Annotated in this window: 26 protein-coding genes and 1 tRNA gene; 12 read left to right on the top strand and 15 right to left on the bottom strand. The window is 32.1% G+C overall.

Features of this window, described 5'->3' with window-relative positions; all coding sequences use genetic code 11:
* Positions 1–8: 8 nt before the first annotated feature.
* Genes fabZ through msrA form a run of 4 tightly spaced genes read left to right on the top strand, consistent with a single transcriptional unit; the run spans position 9 to position 3,108 of the window.
* On the top strand, positions 9–467 hold the full coding sequence (fabZ, locus tag JJ844_01545; protein MBO6974360.1) for a 3-hydroxyacyl-ACP dehydratase FabZ: 459 nt from the start codon (positions 9–11) through the stop codon (positions 465–467).
* Positions 468–471: 4 nt separating this feature from the next.
* Positions 472–1,311, top strand: coding sequence for an acyl-ACP--UDP-N-acetylglucosamine O-acyltransferase (gene lpxA / locus JJ844_01540; protein MBO6974359.1), 840 nt, complete (start codon positions 472–474; stop codon positions 1,309–1,311).
* Positions 1,311–2,489 carry a lipid-A-disaccharide synthase gene (gene lpxB / locus JJ844_01535; GenBank protein ID MBO6974358.1) on the top strand — a complete coding sequence of 393 codons (1,179 nt, stop codon included), beginning with the start codon at positions 1,311–1,313 and terminating at the stop codon, positions 2,487–2,489. Before lpxA ends, lpxB begins: the two co-directional genes overlap by 1 nt.
* A 16-nt stretch (positions 2,490–2,505) precedes the next feature.
* The gene (gene msrA / locus JJ844_01530) at positions 2,506–3,108 is read left to right on the top strand and encodes a peptide-methionine (S)-S-oxide reductase MsrA (GenBank protein MBO6974357.1); all 603 of its coding nucleotides are present in this window, start codon (positions 2,506–2,508) and stop codon (positions 3,106–3,108) included.
* Positions 3,109–3,120: 12 nt separating this feature from the next.
* On the opposite strand, the gene JJ844_01525 is transcribed toward msrA, so the two are convergent.
* Together JJ844_01525 and JJ844_01520 are read right to left on the bottom strand one after the other, a co-directional pair.
* Entirely contained in the window at positions 3,121–4,593 is a 1,473-nt protein-coding gene (locus JJ844_01525) for a leucyl aminopeptidase (protein MBO6974356.1), read from the bottom strand.
* A gap of 25 nt (positions 4,594–4,618) precedes the next feature.
* On the bottom strand, positions 4,619–5,230 hold the full coding sequence (locus tag JJ844_01520; GenBank protein MBO6974355.1) for a hypothetical protein: 612 nt from the start codon (positions 5,228–5,230) through the stop codon (positions 4,619–4,621).
* 151 nt (positions 5,231–5,381) lie between these two features.
* Here JJ844_01520 and JJ844_01515 point away from each other — a divergent pair, with 151 nt between their 5' ends.
* From JJ844_01515 to pyrF, 3 genes are read left to right on the top strand one after another with little or no spacing between them, the layout of a single operon-like run.
* On the top strand, positions 5,382–5,705 hold the full coding sequence (locus tag JJ844_01515) for a DUF1825 family protein (GenBank protein MBO6974354.1): 324 nt from the start codon (positions 5,382–5,384) through the stop codon (positions 5,703–5,705).
* A gap of 19 nt (positions 5,706–5,724) precedes the next feature.
* A complete protein-coding gene (locus tag JJ844_01510) occupies positions 5,725–6,963 on the top strand; it encodes a tyrosine--tRNA ligase (protein MBO6974353.1) in 1,239 nt (412 codons plus the stop codon).
* 5 nt (positions 6,964–6,968) lie between these two features.
* Positions 6,969–7,697 (top strand): orotidine-5'-phosphate decarboxylase, encoded by a 729-nt coding sequence (gene pyrF / locus JJ844_01505; GenBank protein MBO6974352.1) that lies wholly within the window; start codon positions 6,969–6,971, stop codon positions 7,695–7,697.
* On the opposite strand, the gene plsY is transcribed toward pyrF, so the two are convergent.
* Genes plsY through JJ844_01480 form a run of 5 tightly spaced genes read right to left on the bottom strand, consistent with a single transcriptional unit; the run spans position 7,681 to position 11,846 of the window.
* Entirely contained in the window at positions 7,681–8,274 is a 594-nt protein-coding gene (plsY, locus tag JJ844_01500; GenBank protein MBO6974351.1) for a glycerol-3-phosphate 1-O-acyltransferase PlsY, read from the bottom strand. The genes pyrF and plsY overlap by 17 nt on opposite strands.
* A 5-nt stretch (positions 8,275–8,279) precedes the next feature.
* The gene (locus tag JJ844_01495) at positions 8,280–9,290 is read right to left on the bottom strand and encodes a DUF3086 domain-containing protein (GenBank protein ID MBO6974350.1); all 1,011 of its coding nucleotides are present in this window, start codon (positions 9,288–9,290) and stop codon (positions 8,280–8,282) included.
* 35 nt (positions 9,291–9,325) lie between these two features.
* Positions 9,326–9,730: a DUF3119 family protein gene (locus tag JJ844_01490; protein ID MBO6974349.1), complete on the bottom strand. Its 405-nt coding sequence runs from the start codon at positions 9,728–9,730 to the stop codon at positions 9,326–9,328.
* Positions 9,731–9,734: 4 nt separating this feature from the next.
* Positions 9,735–10,490: an ABC transporter permease gene (locus tag JJ844_01485; protein MBO6974348.1), complete on the bottom strand. Its 756-nt coding sequence runs from the start codon at positions 10,488–10,490 to the stop codon at positions 9,735–9,737.
* Between the two features lie 9 nt (positions 10,491–10,499).
* Positions 10,500–11,846 (bottom strand): MFS transporter, encoded by a 1,347-nt coding sequence (locus tag JJ844_01480; protein ID MBO6974347.1) that lies wholly within the window; start codon positions 11,844–11,846, stop codon positions 10,500–10,502.
* A gap of 112 nt (positions 11,847–11,958) precedes the next feature.
* Between JJ844_01480 and JJ844_01475 the strand changes: the two genes are divergently transcribed.
* Positions 11,959–12,029: transfer RNA gene (locus JJ844_01475), tRNA-Gly, on the top strand.
* A gap of 1 nt (position 12,030) precedes the next feature.
* Here the strand turns inward: JJ844_01475 and JJ844_01470 are convergent.
* Positions 12,031–14,064 (bottom strand): glycogen-debranching protein, encoded by a 2,034-nt coding sequence (locus JJ844_01470; protein ID MBO6974346.1) that lies wholly within the window; start codon positions 14,062–14,064, stop codon positions 12,031–12,033.
* A gap of 624 nt (positions 14,065–14,688) precedes the next feature.
* Between JJ844_01470 and JJ844_01465 the strand changes: the two genes are divergently transcribed.
* The 4 genes from JJ844_01465 to JJ844_01450 all read left to right on the top strand — a co-directional run bounded on the left by JJ844_01465 (position 14,689) and on the right by JJ844_01450 (position 16,038).
* Positions 14,689–14,964 carry an HU family DNA-binding protein gene (locus JJ844_01465; protein ID MBO6974345.1) on the top strand — a complete coding sequence of 92 codons (276 nt, stop codon included), beginning with the start codon at positions 14,689–14,691 and terminating at the stop codon, positions 14,962–14,964.
* A 137-nt stretch (positions 14,965–15,101) separates the two neighbouring features.
* The gene (locus JJ844_01460) at positions 15,102–15,413 is read left to right on the top strand and encodes a hypothetical protein (GenBank protein MBO6974344.1); all 312 of its coding nucleotides are present in this window, start codon (positions 15,102–15,104) and stop codon (positions 15,411–15,413) included.
* Positions 15,414–15,467: 54 nt separating this feature from the next.
* Entirely contained in the window at positions 15,468–15,722 is a 255-nt protein-coding gene (locus JJ844_01455) for a hypothetical protein (GenBank protein MBO6974343.1), read from the top strand.
* 58 nt (positions 15,723–15,780) lie between these two features.
* Positions 15,781–16,038, top strand: a complete 258-nt coding sequence (locus tag JJ844_01450; protein ID MBO6974342.1) for a hypothetical protein — start codon at positions 15,781–15,783, stop codon at positions 16,036–16,038.
* On the opposite strand, the gene JJ844_01445 is transcribed toward JJ844_01450, so the two are convergent.
* The 7 genes from JJ844_01445 to JJ844_01415 form a co-directional block, all read right to left on the bottom strand.
* Positions 16,033–16,245, bottom strand: a complete 213-nt coding sequence (locus tag JJ844_01445) for a hypothetical protein (GenBank protein MBO6974341.1) — start codon at positions 16,243–16,245, stop codon at positions 16,033–16,035. The two genes, JJ844_01450 and JJ844_01445, sit on opposite strands and share 6 nt — an antisense overlap.
* A gap of 2 nt (positions 16,246–16,247) precedes the next feature.
* Positions 16,248–16,493, bottom strand: a complete 246-nt coding sequence (locus tag JJ844_01440; GenBank protein MBO6974340.1) for a high light inducible protein — start codon at positions 16,491–16,493, stop codon at positions 16,248–16,250.
* 34 nt (positions 16,494–16,527) lie between these two features.
* Positions 16,528–17,562, bottom strand: a complete 1,035-nt coding sequence (gene cobD / locus JJ844_01435) for a cobalamin biosynthesis protein CobD (GenBank protein MBO6974339.1) — start codon at positions 17,560–17,562, stop codon at positions 16,528–16,530.
* Positions 17,550–18,539, bottom strand: coding sequence for a ketol-acid reductoisomerase (ilvC, locus tag JJ844_01430; protein MBO6974338.1), 990 nt, complete (start codon positions 18,537–18,539; stop codon positions 17,550–17,552). The genes cobD and ilvC overlap by 13 nt, the downstream gene beginning before the upstream one ends.
* A 110-nt stretch (positions 18,540–18,649) precedes the next feature.
* Positions 18,650–19,261 (bottom strand): ATP-dependent Clp protease proteolytic subunit, encoded by a 612-nt coding sequence (locus JJ844_01425; GenBank protein ID MBO6974337.1) that lies wholly within the window; start codon positions 19,259–19,261, stop codon positions 18,650–18,652.
* A 24-nt stretch (positions 19,262–19,285) separates the two neighbouring features.
* Complete coding sequence (locus JJ844_01420; GenBank protein ID MBO6974336.1) at positions 19,286–19,948, bottom strand: ATP-dependent Clp protease proteolytic subunit; 663 nt, start codon at positions 19,946–19,948, stop codon at positions 19,286–19,288.
* A gap of 42 nt (positions 19,949–19,990) precedes the next feature.
* Positions 19,991–21,100, bottom strand: a complete 1,110-nt coding sequence (locus JJ844_01415) for a TRAM domain-containing protein (GenBank protein MBO6974335.1) — start codon at positions 21,098–21,100, stop codon at positions 19,991–19,993.
* Positions 21,101–21,166: the final 66 nt, after the last annotated feature.

The following is a 21,166-nucleotide window of genomic DNA, read 5'->3' as shown; positions in this document are numbered from 1 at the left end:
TATTTGTTTTGGAAAAGAAAGTATCCAATGAGAATAATCAACTCTCTTCTGAGAATATACTAGGTTTATTACCTCACAGATATCCTTTTGCTCTTGTTGATAAAGTCATTGAGCATATTCCTGGGGAGCGTGCTGTTGCAGTAAAAAATGTAACTATTAATGAGCCTCAATTTCAAGGACACTTTCCTGAAAGGCCACTAATGCCAGGAGTTCTTATTGTTGAATCAATGGCTCAAGTTGGGGGTATTATTGTAACGCAAATGCCTGATCTCCCAAAAGGTCTATTCGTTTTTGCTGGAATTAATAATGTTAAATTCAGAAAACCTGTTGTTCCTGGAGATCAATTAATAATTTCATGTGAGTTATTGAGTATTAAAAGAAAAAGATTTGGCAAGGTTAAAGGTGAAGCGCATGTTGATGGAAAATTGGTTTGTGGTGGAGAGTTAATGTTCTCATTGGTTGATTAGGGATATGGAGAATAAAAATACTGAATTAAATTCAAGCTTAAGTGGTGTTAAAGTGCACCCTAATGCTTTTGTTGATTCAAATGCAATATTGGATGATGGGGTAATTATTTCTCAAGGAGCTATTGTTGGTCCTAATGTAACTATCGGCAAAGGAACTGAAATAGGCCCGAATGCTATTATTACCGGTAGAACTCAAATCGGTAGTAATAATAAAGTCTTCCCAAATGTTTTTATAGGTCTGGATCCCCAAGATCTAAAATATAAAGGGGCCTCTACTGAAGTAATTATTGGTGATAATAATATATTTAGAGAATGCGTCACAATTAATAAGGCAACTGATGAAGGAGAAAAAACTATAATAGGCAACAATAACTTGTTAATGGCTTACACTCATATAGGCCATAATTGCGAACTTGGAAATAGAATAGTTTTGTCAAATAGTGTTCAAGTTGCAGGACATGTAAAGGTTGAAGATAAAGCTATTATTGGAGGCTGTTTGGGTATTCATCAATTTGTACACATTGGATATTTAGCAATGATTGGAGGAATGACTAGGGTGGATAGAGACGTGCCACCTTTTTGTCTGGCTGAAGGACATCCAGGAAGATTAAGAGGTTTAAATAGGATTGGCATAAAAAGAAGTGGTTTGATGGAAAATAAGGATTTTGATTTAAAAATTTTGCAAAGTACATGGAATTTACTTTTTAAATCTAATCATGTAATGTCTGAAGCATTGGATATAGCAATAAAAAGTGAGTTAGATATTTCTTCAACAAAATTATGTAATTTTTTAGAAAATTCAATTACAAAAGATAGACGCGGTCCAATGCCTTTAGTAAATTAATGAACAAAAAGATATTTATTAGTACGGGAGAAGTCTCAGGAGACTTACATGGGAGTTTATTGTCAAAAGCATTATTTGATGAAGCGGGTAAAAAATCATTAGATTTAGAAATTTGCGGATTAGGTGGTGACAGGATGAAGAAAGAAGGCGTAAAAATTCTTCAAGATACTACATCAATTAGTGCAATAGGAATTTGGGAGGCATTACCTCTTCTTCTCCCAACAATAAGAATTCAAAGAAGATTTTATAAATTACTAAAAAAATATCCTCCCGATTGCTTAATTTTGATTGACTATATGGGGCCTAATATTAATATTGGGACTAAATTAAAAAGATCGAGAAATAATATTCCAATTTATTACTACATAGCGCCTCAGGAATGGGCGTGGAGAGTTGGGAATAATAGCACATCAAATTTAATCAATTTCTCAGATAAAATTTTTGCGATTTTTAAGCAGGAAGCGAACTTTTATAAAAAGAGGGGTGGAAATGTTTTTTGGGTTGGACATCCAATGATTGATTTAACGAAAAAACTACCTTCCAAGAAAGTTTCTAGAACAATTCTAAACCTTAGAGAAAACGAGAATATCTTACTTTTAATGCCTGCATCAAGACATCAAGAGTTGAAATATATATTACCCACCTTCTTGAAAACTGCCAAAAAATTACAATTAAGATACCCAAATCTCATTGTTTATATCCCATCTTGTAGGAGGGTTTTTGATAAAAAATTAAGAAAGGGCTTAGAAAAATATGAAATTAAAGGTAAGGTTATTTCTCAACAAGATGATTCTAAATTGATGCCTTACATTTATTCATTGGCAAAACTAGCTTTATGTAAATCAGGCACAGTTAATATGGAATTGGCTTTATATGGAATACCACAGATTATTGGATATAGAGTAAGTAGAGTAACTGCTTTTATTGCAAAGAGAATTCTTAATTTTAAAGTAAAGTTTATTTCTCCTGTGAATCTTTTAATGAGAAAATTTATTATACCTGAGTTTGTCCAGAAAAATTTTAATGAAAAGAAAATTTTTTTTAAAGCTTGCAGGCTTCTCGATTTGACATCAGAAAAAGCAAAAATCAAAAAAGGTTACACTCTTTTAAAAAAAGAATTAGGTGAGGAAGGAGTAGTTGATAGAGCTGCTAAAGAAATCATTAATTCTATTATTTGAATTTTATAATGAGATGATGAAATATTTTTTACCTTTATTAATTGCCTTTTCAATTTTAATAAACCCTTTAAATACCCTTGCAGAAGAATTGATTCTTGCGGGAGGCTGCTTTTGGTGTTTAGAACATGATTTAGAGTCCTTAAAGGGAATAAATTTTGTACAAAGTGGGTATTCAGGAGGAAATTTACAAAATCCCACTTACGAAAATCATGATGGACATCAGGAAGTTGTTTTGGTTAACTATGATCCCCAATTAGTAACTTTACCCGAGATACTTAGGCTCTATTTCAGAAATATTGATCCTCTGGACGGTAAGGGTCAATTTTGTGATCGTGGAGATTCTTATAGGCCAGTGATCTTTTTCGAAGATGCAAATGAGGAAAGTGATGCAATAAATGCAACTGCTTCCGCCTCAAATGAATTGCGTGTGCCATTAGAAAAAATTTCTGTAGAACTAAAGTCAAAAGGTCAATTTTGGTTAGCTGAAGACTATCATCAGGATTTTGCTGAGAGAAATGAATTAAAATATAAGTTCTATAGATTCTCATGTGGGAGAGATCAGAGGTTGGATAAATTATGGGGTAATAACGCTAGATCAACAAATCTTTGGACAGAATGATTTCAAATATAGTTATTTATTTTTAATCCATTGAACAAGAGTTTTTACTCCAAAACCAGTTGCACCTGATGGATTACTACCCTTATTCTTATCAGTCCAACAAGTCCCAGCAATATCAATATGAGCCCATTTAATCTCAGTATCAAAAAATTCCTCTAAAAACAAAGCAGCAGTTATTGACCCACCTGCTCTAGGCCCTGTATTTTTCATGTCAGCTATATGAGACTTTAACCCTTCTTTATAAGATTTTTGTAAAGGCATTTGCCATAATTCTTCTCCAGACTGGACTGATGCGGCTTTTAGGTCATTAGCTAGATCATCATTATTGCTCCAGAATCCAGCTACATCATTCCCTAATGCAACAACAATAGCTCCTGTTAAAGTGGCAAGATCTATTATTGAATCCGGTTTTAAATTGGATGCGTAAGTTAAAGCATCAGCTAATGTGAGTCTACCCTCTGCATCAGTGTTATTTATTTCAATTGTCTTACCATTAGATGCCTTAACTACATCTCCAGGATGTACTGCAGATCCATTTATCATGTTTTCGCAAGCTGCGACAATAAAATGAATTTCTAACCCCTTTGGTTTTATTGCTCCAAGTGCTTTTGCTGCGCCTAAAACTGCAGCACTTCCGCCCATATCATATTTCATCATTTCAATTTGAGAGGCTCCTACTTTCAGGTTGTATCCTCCAGAATCAAAGGTTAAACCCTTTCCAACAAGTGCAATCTTTTCTTTTATAGGCCCCTCTGACTTTAAAGTGAGATGTATAAATTTAGGATCTAGATCAGAACCTTCTGCTACAGCTAAATATGCACCCATTCCTAAATCTTCACAATCTTTTGCCTCTAAAATTTTTACTTCCAAACCATGATCTTTAGCTATTTGAGAAGCTTGTATAGACATTTCCTGAGGTGTAAGACTATTTGGAGGGGCGGCCACAAGTCTTCTAGCTAGTTCTACACCTTCACATATTTGTGCGGTCTCTTCAAAGCTAATATTCTCAAATTTTTTAAAATTTAGAAATTCTATTTCTTTAAGAACTATCTTTTCATTTTTTTTCTTATTGAATCTATTGTCCTTATAGGCAGATAATCTGGCTGACTCTGCTAATTGATTTATTTCTAGTTGTGAGTTTATTAATTCAAAAGGTAGCAAGATGCTGATTTTTTCATTTTTATCAACAGTTTTCCTAACTATGTTTCCTATAGAGTTTTCCATATCACTTTTATTTAGGTCTTTTAATTTGCCAAGACCAACTATGATTAAAGTTTCTAATTTTTGATCTAAAAATTCAAAGCTTAAAATTTTTCCTTTTTCTCCTTTGAATTCTTTTTGAGTAACTTTTTTTAGTAATAATTTTGGGTCAACAACAAATTTTATGTTTTCGAGTTGGCTTGCAATATCTTCCTCTAAAACTCCAAAAATTAATGAAGCACCTTGCCAGTTATCTAGATTTTTTTGGAATGTGGAAAATTGCATTTGAAAAAATGGATTTAATTAACTTTTAGTTGTTTGTGAAAGTAGTTGCCCACCTATCTCGAGTTTCTTTATTAAAAGGTGGTAACCATAAATATATCAGTTGCTGTTCTAATTTACGTCTTAATTTTACTTCTTTAGGTACATCTAAGAAGAAACGAATATCTTGATGACTTGAGAGTTTGTTATGAGCAAGGGCTTCTTTATAGTTCATGAGGTAATTTTTGCAGTCATGTTCTCCCTTCCATCTCTTATTTGCTGAATTTGTTTCTCCTATATATAGGATTATTTTAGAACTCTCCATAGAGTCAATTACAAAATACATTGCTGGACCATTATGTATATATTGATTGGTTCTCCAAAAGTTCAATGATAATGGCTGCAGGGAAAACGGATCAATTTTTCTTTCATTGGAAATTGCATTTATAGGAAGACTCGTTTGATGCAAAGTTTTATTGTGAGTGTCTTTTGAAATTTTGAATTGGTGATTATATATTCTATTTCTCCATTCAGTTAGGATTTCGCCTTTGATTTTTAGATTATTTGAGTGTTGAAAATTAATTGATGTATTTACATTTGAACCAAATAATTCAAATTGTCTATTTTGGTTTGAAATATTATTTACGTTAAATTTTTCCAATATTTGTGAAACATGTTTACTAAATTTAATTCTGAAAAAATATAAATCAAAGAATTATTTATAAACTAAAATTTATTAATGTTCTAATCAATTTAAAAGATTCTTGTTATCTTGTAATTGAGCCTTAATCTTGCGAAGTAAAAGAATAGAAATGGGATTTTTTGAGTCAGACATCGTTCAAGAAGAAGCTAAAAAGCTTTTTATAGATTACCAAGAACTTATGAAACTTGGTTCTGATTATGGAAAATTTGACAGAGAAGGGAAAAAAATGTTTATAAAAAAAATGGAATCTCTTATGGATCGTTATAAGGTTTTTATGAAGAGATTTGAATTGTCTGAAGATTTTCAAGCAAAAATGACAGTAGAACAATTAAAGACACAGCTAAGTCAATTTGGGATTACTCCTGATCAAATGTTCGATCAAATGAATAAAACCTTAATAAGAATGAAGGATGAACTTGATAAAACTTCTTAAACTTAACTATTAAATCTTCATGTCAGATAATTTAATATTGCCATCATGGTTGTCAAGAGGAATAGAAGAATATTTTCCAATTAAGGGAACAGATCAAACCTTTTCGGAGATAATTGATCATGCGAATAAAAATAATAAAAAATTAAGGGTCAAACTCGGGATTGATCCAACTGGAACAGATATTCATCTTGGGCACAGCATATTGTTTAAAAAACTTAGGGCATTCCAAGATAATGGACATATTGCAGTACTAATTATTGGAGATTTTACTGCTCAAATTGGAGACCCAACCGGAAAAAACAAAACAAGAGTTCAGTTATCTGAAAAACAAGTTGAGGATAATGCAAAAACGTACTTAACCCAACTAGGAATGGGAAAGCCAGCTAATAAATCTATTTTAGATTTTGATTCAAAAGAAAGAATAGAAATTAGATATAACAGTGAATGGTTAAAAGGGTTAAATCTCAATTCGATAATTGAATTAATGGGGAGTGCAACAGTTAGTCAAATGCTAGCTAAGGAGGAATTTAATAAAAGGTATACTTCGCAAGTTCCAATTGCTTTGCATGAATTCTTATATCCACTTTTACAAGGTTACGATTCGGTAGTTGTTCGATCAGACATTGAGCTTGGAGGTACAGATCAGAAATTTAACATTGCAATAGGAAGAGATCTTCAAAGGCATTTTAAACAAGACCCTCAAATTGGTGTTCTGCTGCCAATATTGACAGGTTTAGATGGAATTAAGAAGATGAGCAAATCTGAATTTAACACCGTAGGTTTGACCGAAGATCCTCTTTCAATGTATTCAAAATTAGAAAAAGTACCTGATAATATTATCCCTACCTATTTTGAATTACTTACTGAATTAGATTTAAGTTTTCTTGAAAACTTAAATCCTCGTGAATTACAGAGAAGAATGGCTTTAGAAGTAACTACTTTATTCCATGGTGCCGAAGAAGCATTAAAGGCGCAATCAAACTGCGAAAAATTATTCCTTGGACAAAAAGAAAAAGTTGGCGAAATTCCAGAGATTTCTTTAAAAGAAGTAGTTTTTCCAGTAAAGTTTTTTTACTTGTTAAGTGCTCTAAAACTTTTCAAATCTAGCAGTGAATCAAAAAGATCTATTAAAGGCGGGGGTGTAAAAATTGATAGTCAGAAAGTAGTAAATCCTGATTTAGTTTTTAATTCAAAAAATGATTTGGAAGGGAAAATTTTGCAAATTGGAAAAAAAATAATTAAGAGGTTTGAAAACTGAAATTGATGAATAAAAAATTTAATTCAGAAGATAAAATAATATTGGCAATTGATGGATTAGATGTAAGTCAAGCAAAATTACTTTTGGAAAAATGTCCTAATATTAAGTGGGTGAAAGTTGGTTTAGAACTTTTTGTTAGGGAAGGTCCGAGGGTTATTGAAATATTAAAAGGTTTAAATAAAAAAATTTTTTTAGACTTAAAATTTCATGATATTCCAAATACCATGCGAGCAGCATGTTTCCAAGTTTCAAAATTAGGGGTTGATATAATTTCTATTCATGCTTCAGCAGGTTTAAAAGCTCTTAAGGATTCCAAAAAAGCATCTTTAGAAGGAGCCACCTCAGTCAGTGTAAAACCCCCATTGGTTATAGGAATAACTGTCTTAACAAGCTTTTCTCTTAAAGATTTTCAAACTGATCTTGATAGAAATAATTCAATTGAAGAAAATGTATTAAGACTTGCAAAGTTATCTTTTGATGCTGGATTAGATGGATGTGTCTGTTCCCCTTGGGAGGTAAAAATGTTGAGATCTATTTATAATGATAATTTTGAACTTATTACACCAGGTATCAGATTAAATGTTGACAATAAAGATGATCAAAATAGGATTATGACTCCCTATGAAGCAATAGATAATGGGGCTTCTAAGTTAGTCATTGGCAGATCAATTTCAAAAGCTTTAGATCCTAATAAAGCTCTAATAGAAATATTTAAATCTATTGATTCTGATTAATTTTGGATTCTTCTCCCTTAAGCAATCTCGTTATGTTTGTTCTATGTTTCCAGATTACTAATAATGCCACAATTAAACTTATAAAAAAGTATGAGTGCATAAATTTACCTAGATAAAAAAACATAAAAATAGGAAGTAAGATTGCAGCTGAAATACTGGATAAAGAAACAAATTTAGTTTTTGTTAGAACTATTAAAAAAATGCCAAGAGATGCGAGTCCAACTTTCCAAGAAAGAGCTAAAAACATACCTAATCCAGTAGCAACAGCTTTTCCTCCTTTACCTCTAAGCCATATTGGCCAAATATGTCCTGAGATGGCGGATATCCCTGCTATTACCTCTATTAATCCTTGATCTGCATAATATTGAGCAATTTTTACTGCAATAAGGCCTTTCCCAACGTCAATGATAAACACAAAAAGTGCTGGCCATTTCCCAACATTTCTTAAGACATTTGTGGCACCTGTAGATCCAGAACCCATAGTTCTTAGATCTATATTTTTGAGATATTTTCCAATTAAAAAACCTGTCGGAAGTGATCCTAAAAGATAACTTGTAAAAATTATTAAGATATTCATAAACCTTAGTTTAGTTCAAGATCATCGTAAATTTCATTATCTGAACCAGCAAATGCAACCCATAATGGGAATTGAAGTATTGGAATTTCAACAGAGGTTTCTGCCGCGTCAATAATAATAAATGGTAATTCTTCATTCGCTTCCAATCTATCAGCTCTCTCTATGACACCTTCAGGCCTTTCAAAAAGAACAATCCCACTATTAGGTCCAAAGTCATCCCTTGTGAGACCAAGTGAATCTTGAAGAATTCTTCTCCATTCACCTAATCGTTCAGGCTGTGAAGCTAGGATAAGAGTCTGAAACTGATCTCCATATAATTCGCCAAGAATAGATATTAAACCCGCTGTTAACAAGGCGTTTTTTTGTCGAGATCCTCTACTTTCAAGAGAACCTCTTCCGCCCATATTAAAGAACCAATCATCCATAATTTCTATATCTGATGAATCAAGACTTCGTCTTAATTTCCAAGGTTCAGCATAAAAATCAGGTTGTTCTGTAAAACTTGAAAAGCAACTTTTTATAATCTCTTCATCTGGCTTAAATGTTTCAGAAAGAGCAGGAACATTAACTACATTATTTGTGCTGTTGTTTTGCTTTTTGTCATCAAGAGGAGATGGCTTTACGATTATTGGTTGAGAAACTAATTCAAGTTTCTCTACGTTTTGTGAAAGATTCTGCAAGGCCCCAGTTAAGTACTCTTGAAAGCCTTTAACTCTTTTTGCGATATTATCTGACTGTCCTTTAAAATTTGAATCAATATCTTTTTCTATTTCACTTTTTTTGGTTTCTAACTCTTTTATTTCTTTAATTAAAGAGTCTTTTTTTGAAACGAGATCTCTAAAAATTTCATTAGAAATTTCATCAAAAGGTTTAGTTGATTTGTCGTTTTTTGGTGTAATTTTTTTATTTTGCGTTGTATTTTTCTTACCAATTTGTTTGGTTTTATCCTCTGAAATTGACTTATCTATTATTAATTCCTTTTCGGGATTATTTTCGGAAATTTCTTTATTGTTCATTTAAATAATTTTGATGATTTGGCAAAGTCTAAATTTTAAGAATTTTTAATTTCAAGGGAGTCGACTTTTTTTATGAGCTCATCTTTTAATTGCTTTGGATTAAATAATATTGGTAATAAATGAGGACTGGACTTTTCTCTAAAATAAAAAATACCTGGGATTATAGGGAAAAAGAATTTCCATGATATCCAGTTCTTGAATGGGAAAATTCGAATCTCTTTTCCTAATTGTAAAACGATAAAATCATCATTTGTTATTTTTATTCTTAAGGTAAATGACTGAAGTAATAAAAAAAAGCTAAAAGAAGCAGAAACTATGGTTGGCAAATAACCAATATTCAAAAACAAAAGCATAAAACTTAAAAATATAAGAATGATTGGCAACTGAAATGATGGTGCTATTATTACTGGTTCCTCTTTTTTTGATTTAGTGTTAAACATAGTTTCATCCAAATAAAATTTGTGTTAGTAATACATCCATTAAAGATACAGTAACGAGAGTCATTACAACTGCGCCTGTTGTACTTGTTCCAACTTCTTTTGGACCGCCTTTAGTTGTGAGTCCATATCCACAAGAAATGATTGAGATAAGTAATCCGAACACTACAGATTTTATTAACATTGAAGTCAAGTCTGTACTGGTTAAACTAACATTACCTGATCTTACAGATGTCCAAAAAACTATTGGAGGAACTTTATAAAAAATTGTGCTCCAAATTTGTCCGCTCCATAAAGCTACAGATAAAAACAAAAGACACTGTATTGGAGACATTATTACCATCGATAGTAACCTTGGGACTACCAAATATTGGACTGGTTCCGTCCTTAACATGGTTATTGCCTCAATTTGTTCTGTAACTTTCATAGTGCCTAGTTGAGCAGCATAGGCAGTGGCAACCTTTCCAGTCATTAAAGTAGCAGTTAGAAGAGGAGCCATTTCTCTTGCCATGCCTACTGCTAATAAGCCTCCAATTTCACTTGAAACCCCCATACTTGTAAGTTGTGATGCAACTTGAATATTAAAAACTGTACCTGCCGCAATTCCTGTAATTAATACAATTAACAAACTTCCAGGACCTGACTCCATAAGTTGGTCAAAGAGATCATTTTTGGAGATTTTACCTCTAAAGATATAATAAATAGCTTGCCCGCCAATGATTAAGCTGCTTAGAAGTCTTTTAAAAAAATTAGGATAATACATATCTTTATATTAGTTTGTAATTAATTTTCGATCCCATTTTCTCATGATTAAAAGACCAATTATTACCAATATTGAGGGTATAAAACCAATACATAATCTAATAGTTAATTGTGCTGAGTAGCATTGTTCTATAACATCTAGACCATCACTATCAACAAAGCATGATTGATAATCAGATAAATACAACAAAAATCCTAATAATTGAACACTTAACGCGATACCAATTTTCTGAATAAGTACCATCCAAGCAGTATATAATCCTGCTGGTTTCTCTGGATCTTCGTCTATTGCATCAGGAAGTAATGACCAAGGGATAAGAAAAGCGGTTGAAGCTCCAATTCCAATCAGACAGATTATGAAAATTAAAAGAATGAGAAGAAATACGTTACCTGCATTTAGAAATAAACTATCTCCAACACCTGTAATTTTTGACAATGAAGGCAAAAATAAAGCTGCCGTACATGAAATAATCCACATAATCGCTCCATAGTTTAAAGCTGAAATTCTATTCAATTTATTTGATACTCTGGTCCATATTTGTAAACCCACTAAAGCGCTAATTTGGAAAGGTATCGGGACCCACTTCGCAATATATGTTGGTAGATTTAGCACATCCTCTACATAGATTAATGCCACTGTTTGCATCAATTGTAAGGCGCACCAAAGCAGAATATAAAGTGTAATAACTTTGAGAAATTTTTTATTTCTGAAGATCCTTTTAAATTGAAGTGTTATAGCTTCTGCTTTTCCGGAGGGCCTTCTGGCTTTTTTTGCAAATGGAGCTAATCCCCAACATGAAATTAGTGTTGTTGTAACTGCTATGCAACCACTTATTTTACCCATTAAGAAATAATCATTATTTGCTGATCCTTCAGAACTTAAAACAACACCAGCAATTATCAAGCCAGTTAATCCTGCAATTATTGAGCCAGTAAATCTTGAGGCGTTTAACCTTGTTCTAATTGCTGTTTTTTCGGAAATTTCGGTTGATAGAGCTGCAAAAGGAAGATTGATACTTGTGTAAGCAGTCATTACAATTATAGAAATAATGGCATAGTAAATAGTCTTGTAAAGCACTGAACCTGTTGGGGTCCACCATATTGCCGCCAAAGAAAAACCAAGAGGAACTGATGCTGTCACCATCCAAGGAATCCTAGGCCCCCATCTTGATTTTGTCCGGTCACTTAACCATCCAATTAAAGGATCATTTATTGCATCCCATATCTTGATTAACATCAATAATGATCCAGCAATTATTACCGGTAGGCCAGCCGAAATGAAGAATTTGAAGAGAAAAAAACCAAATTGTGTTGCTACTAAACCTGTGCCCGCATCTCCTAGACCATAGGAAACCATCAATCTTGTTGTTTGTCTGGCGATATTTTTTTTCGAGTGTGAATTTTCCAATCTTTTTACTTTGTTGATTGTTTGATAATGTATTATTGCAATGGTAATTCTATTACTTATTGCGGGCGTGGTTTAGTGGTAAAACCTCAGCCTTCCAAGCTGAAGATGCGGGTTCGATTCCCGCCGCCCGCTTTTAGAATATATTTTTTTTCACCCCAAATATTTCTTCTGAAATAATTAATAAAGAGCTTCTACTCTTTACTGAAACATATTTTTCATTTATCTTTGAGGGTTCGAAAATTTCAGGCATACTAGTATCAATAACTTTAAACCAATTATATTTACATTTTGGCAAGGGGAAGTCGATACTTTTTGAATATGCATTTAAACCTACCCATACCATAGGATTAGTTTTGCCTTTGTTTATGCTAAAGACAACTGTGTGAGACCAACTGCTCCAATCGGGGCTATCTAATTTAGTTCCATGCCAATGATATGTGGGAATATTTTCGTTCTTTTGATTGTTAGGTAAGAATGATGGATTAAAAATGTTTATTAGTTTTTTTCGAATTTTTATAACGTATTTAAAATATTCCAATAATTCCAAATCTTGTTGACCATTATCCCAATTCATCCAACCTAATAAATTATTTTGGCACCAAGAATTATTATTGCCACCTTGAGACCTTCCTATTTCATCGCCCATTAGTATCATTGGAACACCTTTAGAGATAAGTAAACTAAGAATTAGATTTTTTTGTTGTCTTTTTCTTAAATCATTGATTAATGAGTTTGAAGTTGGTCCCTCTGCGCCATGATTCCAAGAATTATTATGATTATCACCATCTCTATTTTGTTCTCTATTGGAAAAATTATGTTTTCTATTGAATGTTACTAAATCTTTGAGAGTGAATCCATCATGTGAAGTAATAAAATTTATTGATTTTGGAAAAATATTATCTTCTTTATAAATAGATGGAGTACCCATTATTTTATCACTCATATTCCAAGCAGTATCTTTATCTCCCTTCCAAAATCTTCGCAAGTCATCTCTAAAATGACCATTCCAAGTAAAAGTATTTTTAGATGGGAAATCACCTAATTTATATAAACCGCCACAATCCCATGGCTCACTTATGAACTTGATATCGATAAGTTCTGGTTCACATTCTATATCTTCAAAAATTGGAGGATTATCAAGCGGTAAAAGATTTTCGCCTCTTGATAGGGCAATTCCTAAATCAAATCTAAAACCATCTACTCCTAATTCACTCGCCCAACATTTTAATGATTCAACTATTAGTTTTCTAACTAATCCTCTGTTTGCTGCAATAGTATTACCACATCCGGAGACGTCCTGATAATTTTTATCTTTTCCAATAAAGTAATAAAGATTTTCATCTATACCTTTCCAAGAGATTGCTGGCCCTTTTGAATCCCCTTCGGAAGTGTGATTGTATACAACATCTAAGATGACTTCAATGTCTGCTTTATGGCATTCCTCTACAAATCTTCTAAATTCCTCTCTATTCTTTTTGGCAGATTCATTAGAGAGATACTCAAAATGCGGAGTAAACCAATTAATTGGACTATAACCCCAAAAATTTTTTAGACCATTTGGGGCATCATTAGGATCAAAACAAAAAATTGGAAGTAATTCAATTGTTGTAATACCCAGTTCTTTGAGATACGGAATTTTTTTTAAAAATTTCTTAAAGCAACTTTCATCTTTATCAGTTGATTCGGTGAAAGCATTGATATGGAGTTCATAAATAATTGTTTCTTCCCAAGAATGGTTCGGTCTTGGATAATCCTTAAAATTAAATAGTTTTCTATCGCAAACAACGCTTTTAAGACAAGAATCAGTATTTTCGTACGTCTTTAATGCATTTTTTCTTTTATAACTTCCCCATCCGGTAATACCCCTTGAACATGGATCAAGTAAAACTTTTTTTTCGTAGTTGTTATTAATTTCGTTATTTTTTTGTTTTACTCTAAAAGCATAAATACAACCTTCATCTAGATTATTTATTTCCGCATGCCAGTAAGGACCTTTATTATGAGTTTGATCTAATTTGAATATACTTTTTGGGGAAATAGAGTCCTCTTTCTCAAACAATAAGATTTCTACATATTCTGCATTTGTGGCTATTAAGGAAAAATTAACCCCTTGAGAAGTTAGAGAACTCCCTAAAGGAAATGGGTTACCTTTATTGAGATGAATCACTTTCTCTTTATCATTGATTAGTTAAATATTGAGATAATTTATTTAAATTACTGATATTTAAATAATAGATGCAAAATTAAAAAAAAAACTCAAATTTAAGGCTTCACTAATCAACTTTATTAGATCTTGGAGAGTATTAATTTTCTAATTAATTAGAATTTCTTCATCCATCTCCTTAGTGCATAAAACGATTTAGAGAGAAAGTTTATTAATGAGAAAACAGATTTTTCTTGATTTCAAAATACAAATTATGTTTTTTCATGTGATGAGAAGGAAATATATCTGAAAATTAATAAAACATAATAAATAGCTCAAATTCTTAAATTCATCCCACTTTGACGTTCTTCCCCTTTGCTAAATGTAGGTATATTTTTAAGGATAAACCCAGTGATACCAGTCTCTTTAGCTGTTATCTAGTAAAAGATGTTCTTTCTCACATAAGAAAAATGTATGGCGATAAAATTAAATAATGTCGCTAAAAATGTCCCTAAAATTTGTATAAAGCTTTGCGCCGCCGGCATTTTCGGTTGCCGTATTTGTATTTGCTCCATATGATGTGGAAGTTCGAGGTTTAAAACTCGATTTAAATCTTTTTTTTAAACCTTTGCATTAATTTAAATTTCAATGAACAAAGCTGATTTAGTAAATCTTGTTGCAGCTCGTACAGAGCTCACAAAAACTGATGTTTCTTTAGTTGTTGATGCAGCTATTGAAACTATTGTTGATTCAGTAGTGGAAGGCAAAAAAGTCTCTATACTAGGATTTGGCTCTTTCGAACCAAGAGATCGTTCTGCAAGACAGGGATTAAACCCTAAGACAGGCGAAAAAATAGCAATACCCGCTAAAAGAGTTCCAACATTCTCTGCAGGTAAACTTTTTAAGGATAGAGTTCAAGGGTAATCTTTTTAGTCTATTTCTTCTTTTAATAACAAGATGCTCTTTTAGGGCATCTTTTTTTTTTAGTTCAATAAAATGCAATTAGCTCAATAAGCAAAACTCTTGCAGGAGTATCCAAAATTTTGAAATCTTAAAAAGTAATGAAATTTTTAACTATTTTATTCTTAAAATTTTTATTATCATCAAATTTCCTTATGGCAGAAACAATACCAACAAAGTCTAAGATTTTAAAACAATCTAGGGATTGTTTTAAAGATTCTGGAACCCATGTATGTAAAGAATTAGTTTCTGAAATAGAAAAACTTCAATTAGCAGTATTTGGCCAAAATAGATTCACATGTCAATCTAGTTTATTGGGGCTACAAACGGAAATTATTGAAGCTTATTTTTTTAATAATTCATCAAATGAGAGAAATTCATTAATGATCCCATATGTGATTAAAAATTGTTAATTATTAAAATAATTTATTTTTTTGGAATATTATAAATTTGTTATTTAATTTGCAATGGTAAAAGGTTTTTCTGATAATGAAGTTAAGAATAATACTCAAAATACTCAAATAAAAGAAACAAAAAAAGAAAAAAAAGGCTTAGCTGGTTTTCTTAAAGGCAAGAAATTTACTTACACTTTGCCAGGTAAAAAACAAATAAATATTTTTGGATCAATAGTAATAGGCTTAAATATTATTTTAGTATTGCTAGTCATCCTGTATTTAAAGAATCAAGAATTCCATGACTTTGTATTTAATGTTGGTCGTTAGCTATATTTTTAGATCGAAAAATTTTTTTAGATGATATATTTAAATTTTAGAATATCGTATGAAGTTAATTAATTTAGTCTCTCAAGTATTTTTTTTATTAATAACTGTTCTATTTTTGATTTATTTTCTAACATGTTATGACTCTGCTTTTGAGGCAGACCAAAATTGTCACTCATATCTTTCAAGTTACGATAATCTATCTGGAAATTATGGTTGTGATCATGATACTGAAACGCATCAATGGATACTTTACGAGTCCAGTGAAAGTAAAGAACCAGCAAAAATTATTAAGAAATTTAGGTACAAGTTTTTATAAATCAATTTTCTTATAAAAAAACTTTGCAGATACAATAGAAATTATCGCTGTAACTGTGAAAGTAAGATATTGATATATGCTTCCTTCTAAGTAGATTTTATTTTTATATAGAGGAAAATCGATCAAAGATCCTAAAGTGCCCCAAATAATAACCCATACAGATATGTATAAGAATACTTTTATTGGATTAGATTTTTTTGCTTCCATTTTTAATTAATACCAAAAATTGAAGAAGTAACAGGTCTGCCGCTAAAAACTAACTCGGTTAATATGAGCATTAAGAATCCGATCATTGCTGCTCTACCATTTACAAGTTCAGCACTGCTATTAAATCCAAAAACATTCTTTACTTCATCCCCCTGATTATCTACCCATTTTGAGTATTCATTATCGGTGGATGGCTTATCAGTTGAATCATCATTTTGATTTTCTATTTGAGAACCGTTATTTTGCATAGATTTTTTATTATTTATTTTAGTAATTTTTAAACTAATTTATTATTAAATTAAAGTCGAAATTAAAAAAAATTAAGAAAAAAATTATTATCCATAAAAATTGTAATCTCAAAATTAATTTACAAATTAATTTAATTTTTTCTCCAGTGCAATTATCTCCATTCGCATTGATTATTGGCTTTTCAATAATCTCATTTTTATATTTACTTTTTCCACCCAATTTTATACCGGAAATATAAGCAAATATAGCTTCTGAAATCCCAGCATTAGGCGAATCATATTTTTTACCATCAAGATAACTTTTTTTTATGATTGATCCATACTCATTAATTTTGGGACTAACTAAAGGTAATGTTAATAAAACTAATCTTGAAGGAACAAACGTAAAAATATCTTCGATTTTTGCACTGAAAAAACCTAAATATCTAAAATAATCATATTTGTAACCTATCATTGAATCTAAAGTACTTATGGCTTTATAAGAAAAACCAAGTGATAAAGGCCCTGGCAGAAAAATTGAAAATTTCATAAAAAAAATTCCAATAAAAATCCAAAATAATGGCCCAAATATTCCATCAACAGAATTTTCGGTAAGACTCTCTGTACTTGATCTCAAAAGATGTTCTAAAGAGGATGAACTTACATCCCTACTTACTATCCTTTGAACCTTCTCTTTGATTATTCTTTTATTATGGTGATTAATTTCTTCGCGTTCTATTAGCTCTGCAATCTCTTTCACACTTGAAATAAGTCCCTTAGTCGCAATACAACTTGAAAGTCCAAAAAGAATTAACAACCCACTAAAAAAATTATTTCGTGATTGCACATAACTGAGTTCTATTAATTTCCCTAAACCAAAACTCATTCCAATGGTGGATATAGCTAAGATTAAACCTCCCCAAAACAATATATTTTTATTTTTCCCAAAATTTTTTATGAGGTAATCAGATATTTTTTTTATGTAAAAGCCAATTACTTGAACAGGGTGGATTAAGAATCTTGGATCGCCGATCAATAAATCAAAACCAATCGATCCAAGGAATATTAAAAATAAATTTATCTCAGCCAACTGAACATCGAGCGTAGACCTTTACCTACTTTCTCAATTTCATGTTCTGAGTTCTCTTCTCTTAATTTTGTCATTAACGGTTTGTTTTTATCGCATTCTTCCACAAAATTCTTAGCGAAAGTTCCATCTTGAATATCTTTTAGGATTTTCTGCATTTCTTTCTTTGTATCACTATTGATAAGTCTTTTACCACTTACATAATCTCCATATTCTGCAGTATTGGAAATGGAATCTCTCATTTGGGATAAGCCTCCCTTTACCATTAAATCAACAATAAGTTTAACTTCATGTAAACACTCGAAGTATGCAAGCTCTGGTTGATAACCTGCCTCTACAAGAGTTTCAAAGCCTGATTTAACAAGTTCTGATAAGCCTCCGCATAATACCGCTTGTTCGCCAAATAAATCAGTTTCTGTTTCTTCTTTGAAATTTGTTTCAAGTATTCCAGCGCGCGTTCCCCCAATACCTTTGGCATAAGCCATCGCCAATGATCTTGCACTTCCAGAAGAATCCTGCTCAACTGCGAATAGTGCAGGAACACCTTGACCATTCTGATATTCCCAACGAACAGTATGTCCAGGTCCTTTTGGTGCAATCATTACAACATCCACAAAACCAGGAGGTTTGATAAGTCCGAATCTTATATTAAAGCCATGAGCAAAACTTAATATCTTTCCTTCTTTTAAGTTTGGTTCTATTTCCTTGAGGTAAACATCTTTCTGAAACTCATCTGGGAGGAGAATCATGATCCAGTCTGCTTTTGCGCAAGCTTCGGAAACACTAAACACTTGTAGACCATCGCTAATAGCTTTGCTTTCAGACTTACTTCCTTTATATAAACCGACAATTACATCTAAGCCGCTATCTTTAAGATTAAGGGCATGTGCGTGACCTTGTGAACCATATCCAATAATCGCAATTGTTTTATTATTTAAAAGACTTAGATCTGCATCCGTGTCGTAAAAGAGTTGGGTCATTAGTTGTAGCTTCTTTGCATTTAATAATTAATATTTTAGACATTAAAGGTGTAAATAAACCAAAAAATTATTAATTTAAAAATGAAAATTAAAAAATTTATTTAGAAAATTTAAGATTGATTTGCCTCGCTTGGATGTGTTATTACTCTATCAATTAAGCCATAGTTTTTTGCCTCTTCCGCACTTAGAAAATAATCTCTATCAGTGTCCTTTTCAATTTTCTCAAATGATTGGCCTGTCATGTCTGCCATAGACATATTTAACATATCTTTAATTCTCAAAATTTCCTTAGCTTCTATTTCAATATCACTTGCTTGGCGTTGGGATGTTCCACCTAGGGGTTGATGAATCATTATTCTGCTATGAGGCAGAGCAACTCTTTTACCTTTTGTGCCAGCCGCCAAAAGGAATGCACCCATGGAGGCTGCAAGGCCGACGCATATCGTAACTACATCACTTTTTACGTATTTGATAGTGTCATATATAGCCAAACCAGCAGTTACTGATCCTCCTGGGCTATTAATATAAAGATAGATAGGTTTGGAATTGTCATCAGAATCTAGATAAAGCATTTGTGCAACAAGGCTATTTGCAATACCATCATTTACTTCTTGTCCAAGAAAAAGAATTCTTTCAACTCCTAATCTTGTATATATATCGACCCATCTTTCATATTGACTTCCTGGAAGTCTGTAAGGCACGCTTGGAGTTCCTATTGGCATGATTTTAATAGTTGGTTGTGAGAGTTAAATTTTATTTGGTAAATCTTTTTGACTTGTGAGTATTCTGTCTATTACGCCATAATCTAAAGCTTCTTGAGGATTAAGATAACTCATCCTGTCAGAGTCTTTAGAGAGTTCTTCTATAGTCTTTCCAGTATTACGAGATAGAATCTCCAGCATTGATTTTTTATTTTTCAATACTTCCTCAGCTCTTATTTGGATATCGGTTGCTTGACCTCTGGCACCACTTATTGGTTGATGTAGAACAATTGAGGCATGCGGAAGAGCTGCTCTTTGCCCCTTCGTGCCTGATGAAAGGATAACTGCAGCAGTACCCATAGCTTGTCCTATACATATTGTGTGTACTGGAGGCTTAATATAGCTTATTGTGTCGCAGATAGCGAAAGCCTCTGTTTCGAAGCCAACTGCGTCACCAGTATACCAACTTGTCCCTGTTGAATTGATATAGAAATATATAGGTTTTTCAGGATCCTCAAACTCTAGATAAAGAAGTTGAGCAATGATTAGCTCAGTTACATCCATACCTAGTTGTCTTTTTGCATCATCATCTGAAAATAATGGTAAACCAAGATAGACGATTCTCTCTTTAAGTAAAAGAGAGGGTAGATCAGGGGGAGGAGTCCTCATAACGGTATTTTCGCCGTAATAAGGAGCAGATACAGTCATTTGTATCACGAAATTAAAAGATTGATTTGATTCTAGCTAGATTTAGCCCTGTGTCGCTGGTGATTTAAAAGATTTGTTTGACTCAGGATTATTTATAAGTTTTCCAAATACCATTCTTCCAGTGGGAGTTTGTAGTGCTCCTGTGATTACAATATCTAATCTGCTTCCCACAAAATTCTTTGCTTCATCAATAACTACCATTGTTCCGTCATCTAAATATCCAATACCTTGCATTTTTTCTTTACCCTCTCTTACAATTTTTATATTAAGTGACTCTCCAGGCTGGACTTCTGGCCTTAAAGCAATAACCAAATCACTCAAGTTCATGACTTTTAATTCTTTAACTTCAGCAATTTGAGAGAGATTGTAATCGGCCGTAATTAAAGTTCCTGACATATCCTCAGTAATTTTTAAGAGTTTTTCATCTACCCCATTACCTTCATACTTTGTTGGGTTTATTACAAGTCTTCTTCCGTATAAATCCCTTAATTCTTTTAACAATTTTAGACCTCTTCTTCCCTTAGACCTTTTTTCATTACTGCTTGAGTCAGCTAAAGTTTGTAATTCATCAATTACACTTTGAGCAATAATTAATTGCCCTTCCAACAAGCCGCAACTTAATAAGCCATTAATTCTGCCATCAATAATTACACTCGTATCTAGAATTTTAGGACTTGCAGCAGGAAGTATACCTTCGTTAACTAGATAAGCATCAGTATTACTTGGATTAAATAATCTCAATAATGTTCTTCCATGGGTATCCGCTAACTTATAACCAAGTACACCAAAGAATATATTGCTTAATATTGCTGCTAAAGGTTTTGCAAAAAAGACTTCTCTAGGAAAGGGAATTAATAGTATTGGTGCAAGAAGAAGATTCGCAACAAGTAACCCTAAAATTAATCCAACAGATCTACTTATTAATAGATCTGTTGGCATTGTCCTTATTTGATCAAGAAACGTTTTTCTAAGTTGAAGGAAAACAAAACCAGCTGCTAATCCTATAAAGAAACCTATTATTGCTAAAACAATCCTAAAACCCTCTACGTTAGACACCTGTTTAAGTGTGTCTACTGGCAGCAAATCTACTCCAAGCCATCCTGAAGCTGCCCCAGATAATACAAATAAAATTAATACTAAGATATCTGTCATATCTATAATCTACTAGGATTTACTAATTGAGTAAATAAGGATTTTATTTTTTTCGATCCTTCATAC

Source organism: Prochlorococcus marinus CUG1435, assembly GCA_017644375.1.
GTDB classification, from domain to species: domain Bacteria; phylum Cyanobacteriota; class Cyanobacteriia; order PCC-6307; family Cyanobiaceae; genus Prochlorococcus_A; species Prochlorococcus_A marinus_AH.
This window is presented reverse-complemented; position numbering and strand designations above follow the sequence as displayed.